The 12,237-nt window shown below is 57.8% G+C and carries 9 protein-coding genes; 7 read left to right on the top strand and 2 right to left on the bottom strand.

What is annotated here, in order from left to right; translation table 11 throughout:
• Positions 1-103: 103 nt before the first annotated feature.
• On the top strand, positions 104-847 hold the full coding sequence (locus DXY16_RS13520) for a M15 family metallopeptidase (protein ID WP_115121789.1): 744 nt from the start codon (positions 104-106) through the stop codon (positions 845-847).
• On the opposite strand, the gene DXY16_RS13515 is transcribed toward DXY16_RS13520, so the two are convergent.
• Positions 817-2,538, bottom strand: a complete 1,722-nt coding sequence (locus tag DXY16_RS13515) for an NADPH-dependent assimilatory sulfite reductase hemoprotein subunit (RefSeq protein WP_115121788.1) — start codon at positions 2,536-2,538, stop codon at positions 817-819. The two genes, DXY16_RS13520 and DXY16_RS13515, sit on opposite strands and share 31 nt — an antisense overlap.
• A 139-nt stretch (positions 2,539-2,677) precedes the next feature.
• Between DXY16_RS13515 and glyS the strand changes: the two genes are divergently transcribed.
• Positions 2,678-4,837, top strand: coding sequence for a glycine--tRNA ligase subunit beta (glyS, locus tag DXY16_RS13510; protein WP_115121653.1), 2,160 nt, complete (start codon positions 2,678-2,680; stop codon positions 4,835-4,837).
• 55 nt (positions 4,838-4,892) lie between these two features.
• On the top strand, positions 4,893-5,153 hold the full coding sequence (locus DXY16_RS13505; protein ID WP_115121652.1) for a hypothetical protein: 261 nt from the start codon (positions 4,893-4,895) through the stop codon (positions 5,151-5,153).
• Here DXY16_RS13505 and chlP read toward each other — a convergent pair.
• Complete coding sequence (gene chlP, locus DXY16_RS13500; RefSeq protein WP_115121651.1) at positions 5,150-6,505, bottom strand: geranylgeranyl reductase; 1,356 nt, start codon at positions 6,503-6,505, stop codon at positions 5,150-5,152. The two genes, DXY16_RS13505 and chlP, sit on opposite strands and share 4 nt — an antisense overlap.
• A gap of 111 nt (positions 6,506-6,616) precedes the next feature.
• On the opposite strand from chlP, the gene DXY16_RS13495 reads away from it, so the two are divergent.
• The 4 genes from DXY16_RS13495 to DXY16_RS13480 all read left to right on the top strand — a co-directional run bounded on the left by DXY16_RS13495 (position 6,617) and on the right by DXY16_RS13480 (position 12,200).
• Positions 6,617-7,360 carry a M15 family metallopeptidase gene (locus tag DXY16_RS13495; RefSeq protein ID WP_115121650.1) on the top strand — a complete coding sequence of 248 codons (744 nt, stop codon included), beginning with the start codon at positions 6,617-6,619 and terminating at the stop codon, positions 7,358-7,360.
• 23 nt (positions 7,361-7,383) lie between these two features.
• Entirely contained in the window at positions 7,384-9,933 is a 2,550-nt protein-coding gene (locus DXY16_RS13490; protein WP_244281696.1) for a U32 family peptidase, read from the top strand.
• A gap of 78 nt (positions 9,934-10,011) precedes the next feature.
• Complete coding sequence (gene typA / locus DXY16_RS13485) at positions 10,012-11,814, top strand: translational GTPase TypA (RefSeq protein WP_115015237.1); 1,803 nt, start codon at positions 10,012-10,014, stop codon at positions 11,812-11,814.
• The gene (locus tag DXY16_RS13480) at positions 11,811-12,200 is read left to right on the top strand and encodes a DUF309 domain-containing protein (RefSeq protein WP_115121648.1); all 390 of its coding nucleotides are present in this window, start codon (positions 11,811-11,813) and stop codon (positions 12,198-12,200) included. The genes typA and DXY16_RS13480 overlap by 4 nt, the downstream gene beginning before the upstream one ends.
• Positions 12,201-12,237: the final 37 nt, after the last annotated feature.

Genomic DNA, 12,237 nt, shown 5'->3' with positions numbered 1-12,237 from the left:
TGTGAAATGAGACCCACCCTGGGGAAAAATTGTGTCCACTTGTGGAAACGGCTTCCTGCTGTCGACTTCTGTCAGCCTTGAACGCAGTTGAAGTGGTCCGGTGCTGCGTCCCTGGAGCGATCGTCTAATCGACGACTGCGGCGAGCCGCTGAAGCGGTTACGCCCAGAGCTGTTGTGCCTCCAGCCACACCCTTACCAGCGCTTAGGCGCGCCCTACGGACCGGGAGCAGATCCTTTTGTGCTGCGGGCGGGAGTGGTGAGGCGTTTGATCGCGGCCGAGCAGCAGCTTCAAGCGCATGACCAGGAGCTCCGCTTTGTCATCTTCGATGCTTGGCGTCCAGTCTCAGTGCAGGCCTTCATGGTTGACCATGCCGTGGCTGAAGAGTGTGCTCGCTTGGGCATCAACCTCAAGACCGCTGGATCCGCTGCGGCCATCGATCGAGCGATTGCCGAGGTTCGGCATGCCGTTGGTCGTTTCTGGGCACCCCCTAGCCTCGACCCAACCACGCCGCCGCCGCACAGCACAGGAGCTGCTGTTGATCTGACGCTGGCGGGACGTGATGGTGATCTGCTCGAAATGGGTGGTGAGATTGATGCGATTGGCCCCGTTTCCGAGCCGGATCACTACGCCAACACTGCATTGGCTGGTCGGGACGCATTCGCCGTTTGCGTCCATCAACGCCGTTGTCTGCTCGATCGTGTGCTCAGTGGGCAGGGGTTTGTGCGCCATCCCAATGAGTGGTGGCATTTCAGTTTTGGAGATCAGCTCTGGGCTTGGCGTTCGGGGGCACAGGAAGCTATCTACGGACGCTGTGATCAAGCATTGAGCAGCTCGGATACTGCCTGATCGCCCAGTTTTTGAACATGGTCTCCAAGGGTGCGGCGTCCACCTGCTTCCTTCCAACTCAACAGCAGAGGTTCAATCGCGGCCTCCAGCTGATCCAGGGGTAGCTTCTGGATATAGGGCTTGGCGAGGCGTTGCAAATTGGCGCTGCCGCCTAACCAAAGCTGGTACTGGTTGACTCCGCTCCCCACGAGCGCCAGTTCAGCCATGTAAGGGCGGGCGCAGCCATTCGGGCAGCCAGTCATACGGATCAACACCGGTTTGTCGATCTCCAAGCGTTGGAGTTGGCTGTCAAGTCGCTCCAGAACAGAAGGGAGGGTCCGTTCCGATTCGGTGATGGCGAGTCCGCACGTTGGTAGGGCTGGGCAGGCGATGGCGTGTCGGGCTAACGGTGCTGGCATGTCAGGGGTGTTAATCCCGAGTTCTTCCAGGGCAGCGCGGATTGAAGCCCTTTGTGGGGTCCCGATGTTGCAGAGCAGCAAATCTTGATTGGGAGTGAGACGGATTTCCAGTTGATAGGTCTCGACGATCTTGCTCAGGCCTTGCTTGAAAGCACCTTCCAGCCGACCGCAGAGCAGCGGAATGCCTACAAACCACATGCCGGCGCGATGGCGATGCCAGCCCAGGTAATCATTCAGTTTTGGCTTGGGCTCGCTGCGCAATGGCTTCAGGTCTCCGCTGAAGTAGGCGCGCATTAATTCCTGACGGAACCACTGGATGCCTCTGTCATGGAGCAGATACTTCATGCGGGCATGACGCCTCAGCCTGCGATCGCCATGGTCGCGCTGAAGGGCCAGGATGCTTTGCACCAAATCCAACACCTGATCCGCGGCCACATAGCCAAGCGGTTCAGCGATCCGAGCGAATGTCTCTTCCTTGTTGTGGGTACGGCCCATGCCGCCCCCTACATACACGTTGCATCCACGGAGACCACCGTTGCTGTCTGTGAACACCACCAGGCCGATGTCCTGGGTCAGCAGATCGACTGAATTGTCTCCAGGCACGGTCACCGCCACTTTGAATTTGCGTGGCAGATAGGTGTCTCCATACAGAGGTTCTTGCTGATCGCCTGAGAACACCGCTCCCTCAAACTGGCGCTTTCGCACCGCATTCACCTTTCGGCCAGCCTTGATTCGATAGCTCAGGTCTCCATCGACCCAGAGATCCAAATACGAGCCTTCGGCGCATTCGGGACTCAGCAGATCAGCAATCTCATCGGCGAGCTGTCTTGCTGCCGGGTAACCCCCTTTGTCAAAAGGCGCCGCCGGTGCCATCACATTGCGGTTGATGTCTCCACAGGCAGCAAGCGTGGAACCAAGGTTTCGAACAATCGTGCCAATCACCTCCTTGAGGTCGGCTTTGGGCACACCGTGCATCTGGAACGCCTGACGGGTTGTGGCACGTAGCGTTCCGTCGCCAAGGCGATCGGCCAGATCGTTCATGGCCAAAAACAGGGCGGTGGGGATGCGGCCTCCCGGACTGCGCAGGCGCAGCATCATCTGCCATTGCTTGTCCTTGCCTTTCTCGCGTTTGTCCCTGTCGTCCTGCTGATAACTGCCGTGGAACTTGAGAATCTGTAGAGCGTCTTCGCTGAAATTGGGCAGGTCGTTTCCCAGCTCTGTTAGTAGAGGCTCTTTGAGGAAGAGGCTGTCTCGTTTTCGTTGCTCTGCCTTCGGTAGCGGAATTCCTTCCATGTCGAGCTTGCCGCTGCCTGCGCCCTGAGAACTCTTGGTGGCGTCGACGCTGGGCTGGCTCACTGGCGCACTGATCGCTGTATCTCGAAGCTAGCGAAGCGGCTTCCAATAAAGTCATTGGCTTCTCGAGCCGACTGGTGTGGCCTCAACCTTCCTGCTCGAAATCGGTACTGAAGAACTGCCTGCTGACTTTGCCCGTTTGGCTCTGGCCCAGCTTCGGGAGCGGGTTCAGCGTGACCTGGCCGAGTTGAGACTGGCGCATGGTGAAGTACAGGTCACCAGCACCCCAAGACGCCTTGTTGTTTTGGTCGATTCGTTGGCCGAAGTTCAGGAGGATCTCCGCGAAGAACGGAAGGGTCCCCCCGTGGCTCAGGCTTTTGTGGATGGCCAGCCAGGTCCTGCCGCGATTGGATTTGCCAAACGCTGCGGAGTTGAACCCACCTCCCTAGAGGTCCGTCCCACCCCAAAGGGCGACTGTGTCTTTGCGACGGTGTTGATCGAGGGCCAGGGGGCGCTCCAGATCTTGGCGGAGCGGATTCCTGCCTGGATCGATTGCTTGCAAGGGCGCCGTTTTATGCGTTGGGGTGATGGGGATCAACGCTTCAGTCGTCCAGTGCGCTGGTTGGTGGCTTTGCTTGGTCCCGAGGTGGTGCCAGTCACCCTTGCTGCTAGTGAGCCTGTAGTCCACAGCGGTCGAACATCCCGTTCTCACCGTTTGCATCCCGGCAGCGTTGAACTTTCCGAGGCCGATGACTATCTCAAGGCCCTTGCTGACGCTGGTGTTCAGGCTGATCGCAAGGCAAGATCTGCCCTGATCCGTAGCAGGCTTGACGATCGCGCCGCTGCCTTGAAGGGGGAGCTGGACTGCCCAGATGATCTCTTTCAAGAGTTGGTGGATCTGGTGGAAGATCCACGCATCCTTCAGGGTGAAATCGCGGATCGCTTTCTTGATCTGCCCCCCGAGGTGATCGTGACGGTGATGCAGTCGCATCAGCGTTATGTGCCCCTGCGCCGCTCTCAGGTTCCAGCAGATCCCTTGAGGTTGGAGTCTCGTGATGTTCTTCTGCCTGAATTTTTACTGGTCGGGAACGGTCTTTCTGCCGCGGATGCACGGATCTGCCGTGGCAATGAACGGGTCTTGAGCGCCCGCTTGGCGGATGCAGAATTTTTCCTCAATGTCGATCGCAAGCAAAGCAGTGGCGACCGTCGTGCGTCGCTGTCCAGGGTGACCTTCGCCGCCGGGTTGGGCAGCCTTCTGGATCGCTCGGAACGGATTGAGCAGCTCACCGACACCCTTCTTCAGACCCTCGAGTTACCGATCGATACCGCTGAAGCGGCAAGACGCGCTGCTCACCTCTGCAAACACGATTTAGTCAGTCAGATGGTGGGCGAATTTCCTGAGCTTCAAGGGCTGATGGGCGCGAAGTATCTGCTTGAGGAAGGGGAAAGCCGCGAGGTCGCTCAAGCTGTGTTTGAGCACTATTTACCCCGTGGCGCTGGGGATGTGCTTCCTCAGAGCGATGCCGGTGCTGTGGTTGCTCTGGCAGAACGCTTGGAATTGCTGCTCAGCATCTTTGCCAAGGGCGAACGCCCCAGTGGTTCTTCCGATCCTTATGCGTTGCGACGTGCGGGAAATGGCCTGCTTCAGATTCTGTGGGAGAGGGGTTGGCGGCTCGATCTGTTTAGGCTTGTCTCTGAGGCCGCGGAAGCCTGGCAACAGCGTTTCCCAGCTTTCAAGGTGAAGGCGCAAGCTCTCGCGGATGACCTGCTGTTGCTGTTAAGGCAGCGTATTCAGTCGCAACTTGAAGACGATGGTCAAGCGCCTGACCTGGTGCAGGCGGTTGCCGGTGATGGTCTCAGCTGCCAACGCTTGCTGGGCGACCCTCTTGATGTCTTGGATCGTCTTGGCTTGCTCAGCCGTCTGCGCCAAGAGAACCGTCTCGGGGCGCTGCAGGCCGTGGTTCAACGTGCTTCACGCCTTGCTGAGAAGGGGGACCTTGCGAGTTCCGTGCTGGCAGCTGGGGATGTTGTGGATGTCAGTCGCTTCGCTTCTCCCAGCGAAACAGCCATGCATGCTGTGGTCACCCACTTGGAGCCCCTGGCTGTTGGGGGTGCTTATCAGGCCCTTGCCGACGCGCTTGTGGAGGCCACACCAGCACTGGAGGCCTTCTTTGATGGTCCAGACAGCGTGATGGTGATGTCTGATGACCTGGACTTGCGTCGCAATCGACTCAATCTTCTTGGAGTGCTGCGTAATCAGGCATCTGTTCTGGCCCGTTTCGATCTGATTCAAAGCTGACGCTTGGCAGTCGCAGAAGCTCGGGCTAAGTCATGGAGAGAACATGGTCTTGCCTATGGCATCGTCGGATCCCTCTGAGCGCTCTGCCGGGGAACCCTCCCCAGTGGTCACACAACCAGTTGTGATCCGCCAGGGAGGCAACGGAGTTGGTGTCGTTCTCGCTGCCTTAATCCTGGCCGGTGCTGCCATCTATGCAGTCAATACCCTCAAGAATCGTCCCGAGCAGGTCAAACCAGGAGTGACGCCAGAGCAGATTCAACAGGGCCTTGAACGGGTGAAGGGTGTCGCCGGTCAAGCCCTGGAAGGGCGCAACTAGTTCACTCCAGCCGTTTCAGTTTCCTTGCCTTTGGATTGGGCCCTGATCGCTTGGGCTGCTTCCTCGGCAAGGAAATCACCGTCAGAACGTCCTACGGCTGATGGGACGGGACCGTATTCAGACGGGGCCAGTGCTTCACCGCGCACGAGACTGCCGAGGGTTCGAAGAGTCAGCTTGATTTGCTGCCAAGGGTTCATCATCACCACTCGTTTGTAGAGGTAACTATCGAAGGTGAGCTTTTGCACGTCGAGGTCATCGCACATTTCGACGAAGGCTTCGCGAGCAGCGTCGTTGCGATAGAAGATGCGCTGCAGAATGTCGAGCACTGCATAGGTGGCACCGTATTTTTTGTCCCAACGCTTGAGGTAGGTCGACTTGATCTCCTTCTCGGTGGGGATGCGCTGTCCACTGTTGGAGATTTCCACAATGGCTTCAGCGGCCATCCGTCCGCTTTTCGCTGCGAAATAGATCCCCTCTCCTGAGCTCTTGGTGACATAACCAGCAGCATCACCCACCAGTGCCATGCGACCAACCACGCGACGGGGACGGGGATGTTCTGGGATTGGGTGAGCTTCCACCTTGATGACTTCGCCCTTGAACAGACGCTTGCTGGCACGCTCACGAATCCCTCTCTGCAGCCCCTTAATCAGCGATTGGTTCTGCTGCATGGTGCCGGTTCCGACGGCCACGTGGTCGTACTTGGGGAAGACCCAGGCATAGAAATCTGGGGACACATCAGTGCCCACATACATCTCTGCGAGGTCCTCGTAGTAAGTCATCTCCTCTGGGGGGAGCTTGATGCGTTCTTGGAATGCGATCGCAACGTTGTAGTCCCCAGCGTCCATGGCCTTGGCCACGCGGGAGTTGGCTCCGTCAGCACCAATGATCAAGTCGACTTCCAGAGATTTTTGCTCCCCAGTTGGACCACCCCCGCTGTAGTCGGCGTAATGCAGGGTGTAGGGGCCTTGACGGTTGTTGCCTGTATCGATTTTTTGCACCAGGCCATTCACCAGGGTGGTGCCAAGGTCTGCAGCACGGTTGCGCATGAAGGCATCAAACACTTCACGGCGACACATGCCGATATAGGCGTTGTCGTCGTAGCCGAGTGGATCCAGCTTGATATCCACCTCCCGGTTGGAGGGAGAGATCATCTTCATGTTTCGCACCTTGCGGTCGATGATCTCGTCAGGCAGGTCGAATTCTTCGACCATGCAGAGCGGGATCGCGCCACCACAAGGTTTGGCGTTATCCAGCTTGCGCTCGAACAACCAGGTCTGAATGCCGGCCTTGGCAAGAATTTCGGCGGCACAGGATCCACTCGGACCACCCCCGACGACGGCAACTCGCAGCATCTCAGCCCTACTCCGCTGGATTATTAATTCGAAACTACCACCGCTGACCCTCAGTCGGTGGAAGCCCCCTGGCGCCCCCCCTTACGATCGTCACAACACTGCATCATCGATTTGGTTCGTGCCGTCGCCCCTCGCCGCACCAGCAGGGACGACATTCCTGTGGCACGGCGTTCCCGCCCTCCTCAACGCTCACGGCGCCGTGGCTCTGGCCTTTGGATTGCCTGTTTGCTTGTGTTCAGTAGTTGCCTCGGCGTTGTTTTGTTGGGGCCGGCACTTTTGACCCGGTTCTCACCCCAGCCACAAGTGGTCGATGGCATTGCAGAAGCTCCCAGCGTTGACGGCCGCTTGCTGGGCCATTTCCCTTATGCAGAAGCATCTGCGATCAACCTGGTTCTCGTCGGTCCCGGATTGGAACTGCATATCGACGCCGCTGAAGCCCTGCGTTCGATGCAACGAGCTGCAGCGTCTGATGGCGTTGACCTCAGGCTGTTGAGTGGTTACCGCTCTCATGCGTTGCAAAAGGGCATCTTTTTTGATGTGAAATCAGAGCGCAATCAAACGGCGAGTGAGCGTGCAAAGGTCAGCGCTCCTCCCGGTTACTCCGAGCACAGCACTGGTTTAGCCGTTGATCTCGGCGATGGTGACGCACCTGCCACCAACCTTTCAGAGTCGTTTGAAACGACGTCGGCGTTCCGCTGGCTCCAGGACCATGCTGCGTCGTACCACTTCACGCTTTCATTCCCCGAGGGCAACAATCAGGGTGTGAGTTACGAGCCCTGGCATTGGCGTTTTGAGGGGTCTGCTGATGCTCTTCGACAATTTGAACCGGCTCGCCGTCTGGCTCTGACCCGTTGAGACCGCATCACTTTCCTGAGCTGTTGTCCCCAGCCGGTGACTGGGCTTCCCTCAAGGCGGCAGTGGCTCAGGGGGCGGATGCCGTCTATTTCGGCGTCGAGGCGTTCAACGCCAGATTGCGAGCAGAAAATTTTCAACTGGATCAACTCGCCGAGATCATGGCCTGGCTTCATGCCAGGGGTGTCCGTGGCTTCCTCACCTTCAACGTCCTTGTCTTCAGCGATGAGCTCAGCCGAGCAGCCCAGTTGCTGGTTGCGGCTGAGCGCGCCGGAGTCGATGCTCTGATTGTTCAGGATCTTGGCCTCTGTCTCTTGGCCAGGGAGCTTGTGCCTGGTCTGGCTTTGCACGCTTCTACCCAGATGTCGATTACCAGTGCAGCCGGTGTGGCTCAGGCCGCAGATGCTGGCTGTGATCGAGTTGTTTTGGCCCGTGAACTCGCCCTCAAGGATCTGCGTCGCTTGCAGCGACAACTTGAGCAGCGTCAGTTGGCGATGCCTCTCGAAGTGTTTGTGCATGGTGCTCTGTGTGTTGCCTACTCAGGCCAGTGTTTAACCAGTGAATCCCTCGGACAGCGCAGCGCCAATCGAGGGGAATGCGCCCAGGCCTGTCGGCTTCCTTACCAGTTGGTGGTGGATGGCGAAGAGCTTGATCTGGCTGATCAGCGTTATCTGCTTTCCCCTCAGGATCTTGCGGCCTGGATGCAGATCCCCGAACTGATTGAGATCGGTATCAGCAGTTTCAAGATCGAAGGTCGCCTGAAAGACCCCACTTATGTAGCTGCCGTCACCCAGGCCTACCGGCAGCAGATTGATGGGCTCGCGACCAATGCCACTGCCGTGCGGCGTCAGTTGGAGATGGGCTTCTCTCGCGGGCTTTCGACGGGTTGGCTTGAGGGTGTGAACCACAGGCGTCTGGTTCATGGCCGATGGAGCAAGAAGCGCGGACCTGTGGTGGGTTGCCTTGAGCGATGTGATGACCAAGGTCGGCTCACGCTTCGTCTTGAAGAACCACTGGAGTGCGGTCAGGGTGTGGTTCTCGAAGTGCAACCGGCTCCAGGTACTGATCCCCTCAAGCCACCGCAGGAGATCGGCGGAAGGATCATGCAGCTTGACGACCTTGGTCACCGTCGTTGTCGCATCCGTTTGGGCCCAGGCCGAATCAACCTGAGGGGCTTGAAGCCTGGAGCTCCGGTCTGGCTCACAGGTGATCCCAGATGGCAGAGCACATGGAGCCGACAGGCGCGGCAGTCGGTCGATCCGATCCTGCAGCCGCTCCGGGTGCGCGTGTCTGGTGGTCTTGGTGTTCCGCTTCAGCTTCAGCTTTTGCATCCCCTAGGAACCACTGCTGAGAGCCTCCGTGTGAGCAGCACGGTGTCTCTTGAGCAGGCCCGCGATCGGGGCTTGGACCGTGAACGACTGGAGACTCAGTTGGGCCGACTTGGTGGCAGTGGATGGCGCCTTGATCAGCTCGAGATCGATCTGCCAGCCGGCCTCTTCCTTCCCGTCGCAGAGCTCAATCGGATGCGGCGCTGCCTGCTGGATCGCATGGACTCAGCCGGTCTTCGCCCTCTCGCACTCCCCTCTCCACAGGAGATGGGTGCCATGTCGGGGGGCGAAAGGGTCGAAGCCACCTTGCGTCAGTGCCTGAACCCAGCCCAGCCTTCGTCAATAGTCTCCGCACCCAATCCCCGTCCAACGCTGCAGGTCTTGGTGCGGAGCTTGGCTCAGTTAGAGGCCCTGATTGCTCTGGACCGCCCGGACTGGGTCTCAGGGGTCATTGCTGATCTCGAGCATCCGAGTGAGCTCAAGCAAGCTGTCCTGGTTGGACGCGGTCACTGGCGGGACGGCATTGTTCTGGCAGGCCCTCGCATCAACCGACCGGATGAAGCGTGGACGCTGGAGCCTTTGATTCGGGCTGAACCTGATGGCTATTTGGTTCGGAATGCTGATCAGCTGGAACGGTTGACTCCACTCGCACCCTGCAGCGGTGATTTCTCGCTGAATACCGCCAATCCACTCACGGTGCGTTGGTATCGGGAGCGCTGGGGTCTACAGCGCCTCACCGCCAGTTATGACCTCAATCTCAACCAGCTGCTGGATCTGGCTCAGTCCACCGACCCTGACTGGCTGGAGGTGACGTTGCATCAGCACATGCCCCTTTTCCATATGGAGCACTGTCTCTTCTGCGCGTTCCTCTCTGACGGCCACGATCACACCGATTGCGGCCGCCCCTGCGAACAGCATCAGGTGCGTCTGCGCGATCGAAGCGGTGTCGAGCATCCCCTGATCGCCGATCTCGGTTGCCGCAATACTCTTTTCAACGGTCGGGCGCAGAGCGGTGTTGAAGCCTTGCCTGAGCTTCTGCGGGTCGGTCTGCGCCGTTTTCGCCTCGAGCTTCTTGATGAGGATCCAGCCTCTTGCCAGAGGAGGGTGCAGCTTTATGCCAAGGCTCTCGAAGGCTCGATCCCCTCGTCTGATGTCTGGCGGCGGGAGCGCATCGATCACCGCCTCGGTGTGACCCGTGGCAGCCTTCGCTCCGATGGACCAGAACGGACCAGTCGGATCCTTTCCTGAGCCATCTCACGTTGAGATAGCCTTACCTTGCTACGCCCCCGGGCGTTCAGGCTTCATTCACAGAACGTCACGGAAATCATGAGCGCCCAGAACAAGGCGATACGCAACATCGCGATCATCGCCCACGTCGACCATGGCAAAACCACCTTGGTTGATGCGTTGTTGGCGCAGTCCGGCATCTTCCGTGACAACGAAGCGGTGCCCACCTGTGTTTTGGACTCCAACGATCTGGAGCGTGAAAGAGGCATCACAATCCTCTCCAAAAACACCGCGGTCACTTACAACGACACGCGTATCAATATTGTCGATACTCCAGGTCACGCTGACTTCGGCGGTGAAGTGGAGCGGGTCCTCGGCATGGTGGACGGCTGCTTGCTGATCGTGGATGCCAATGAGGGACCCATGCCTCAGACCCGCTTCGTGCTGAAGAAAGCGCTCGAGCAGGGATTGCGTCCCATTGTCTTCGTTAACAAAATTGATCGTGCTCGTGTCGATCCAGAGACTGCGGTCGACAAGGTTCTAGATCTCTTCCTCGAGCTCGGTGCTGACGACGATCAGTGTGATTTTCCTTATCTATTTGGCAGCGGCTTAGGAGGCTTTGCTAAGCCTGATATGAAAACAGAGAGCGACAATATGCGTCCGCTCTTTGATGCGATTCTCCGTCACGTTCCACCTCCGGTAGGGGATCCAGAGAAGCCATTGCAGTTGCAGATCACCACTCTCGATTATTCCGATTTTCTTGGCAGAATTATTATTGGCAGGGTGCACAATGGAGTGATCAAGCAAGGTCAGAATGCAGCTCTAATTAAAGACGACGGCAAGGTTAAGAAAGGTCGTATTAGCAAACTTCTTGGCTTCGAAGGGCTTCAACGTGTTGAGATCGAGAACGCAACTGCGGGTGATCTTGTTGCTGTTGCCGGTTTCGATGATGTCAATATCGGCGAAACGATTGCTTGCCCTGATGAGCCACGGGCACTACCGCTGATCAAGGTGGATGAGCCCACCTTGCAGATGACTTTTGTGGTCAACGATTCTCCTTTTGCAGGCAAGGAAGGCAAGTTTGTCACCAGCCGTCAGGTGCGTGATCGACTCCAGCGTGAGCTACTCACCAATGTTGCTCTTCGGGTGGAAGATACAGATTCCCCTGATCGCTTCGCAGTCAGCGGTCGAGGTGAACTGCATTTGGGCATTTTGATTGAAACCATGCGCCGGGAAGGGTATGAGTTCCAGGTGTCTCAACCGCAGGTGATTTTCCGCACCATTGATGGCACCCCATGCGAGCCCGTGGAAACGTTGGTGATGGATGTACCTGAAGCCGCTGTTGGCGCCTGTATCGAGAAGCTCGGCACCCGCAAAGGTGAGATGCAGAACATGGAAACCAGTTCCGATGGGCGAACCCAACTTGAGTTCATTGTTCCCTCGCGTGGACTGATCGGCTTCCGTGGCGAATTCATCCGTGCCACCCGCGGTGAAGGGATCATGAGTCACTCCTTCTTTGAATATCGGCCGATGCTTGGCGACTTTGACACCCGTCGTAATGGTGTACTGATCGCTTTTGAAGAGGGCACTGCCACCTTCTATTCCCTCAAGAATGCTGAGGATCGCGGTCAGTTCTTTATTACCCCAGGCACGAAGGTCTACAAAGGCATGATCATCGGCGAGAACAATCGTCCTCAGGATCTCGAGATCAATATTTGCAAGGCCAAGCAACTCACAAACATGCGTTCCGCTGGTGCGGATGAACTGGATACTCTTCAGTCCCCTGTGCAGATGACCCTTGAGCGTGCTCTGGAGTACATCGGCCCTGACGAGATGCTTGAAGTCACCCCTGAGTCGATTCGTCTGCGCAAGTTGCCGGCGAAGAAGATGGCGAAGCGTTGAACGCGACTAGCCCCTCATCCTCTTCTGACCAGCTCCGTTCGGACCCCCGTTTTGATGAGGGGGTCCAACTGTTCAATTCAGAGCAGTGGTATGCCGCTCATGACGTCTTTGAAGATCTCTGGCATGAAACGGCAGACCCTGAGCGACGCGTCCTCCAAGGTTTGATCCAAGTGGCCGTGGCGCATGTCCATCTTGAGAGAGGCAACACCAAGGGCGCCACGATTCTTCTTGGCGAAGGCTTGGGTCGCCTCAAGGGCACATCCCTTCCTGACTTCGGTCTTGACCTCGACCATCTCCGCTCCACACTCCACTCCCGACTCACTGCCTTACAGCAGGGGCTTGATCCCGCTTCGTATCCCGTCCCTGTTCTGCTCGATCAGCAATGAGGTTGTCGGTAGATTGCCGTCAGTTCAACGTTGATGC

It is taken from the genome of Synechococcus sp. UW105 (assembly GCF_900473935.1).
GTDB lineage: Bacteria > Cyanobacteriota > Cyanobacteriia > PCC-6307 > Cyanobiaceae > Synechococcus_C.
The sequence above is the reverse complement of the archived record's forward strand: the minus strand, read 5'-3'. Positions and strand labels throughout refer to the sequence as shown.

Excerpts from the sequence above, each read along its gene's own strand:
- typA (WP_115015237.1), top strand. The coding sequence starts at position 10,012 with ATGAGCGCCCAGAACAAGGCGATACGCAACATCGCGATCATCGCCCAC.
- chlP (WP_115121651.1), bottom strand. The coding sequence starts at position 6,505 with ATGCTGCGAGTTGCCGTCGTCGGGGGTGGTCCGAGTGGATCCTGTGCC.
- DXY16_RS13515 (WP_115121788.1), bottom strand. The coding sequence starts at position 2,538 with ATGGAAGGAATTCCGCTACCGAAGGCAGAGCAACGAAAACGAGACAGC.
- DXY16_RS13505 (WP_115121652.1), top strand. The coding sequence starts at position 4,893 with ATGGCATCGTCGGATCCCTCTGAGCGCTCTGCCGGGGAACCCTCCCCA.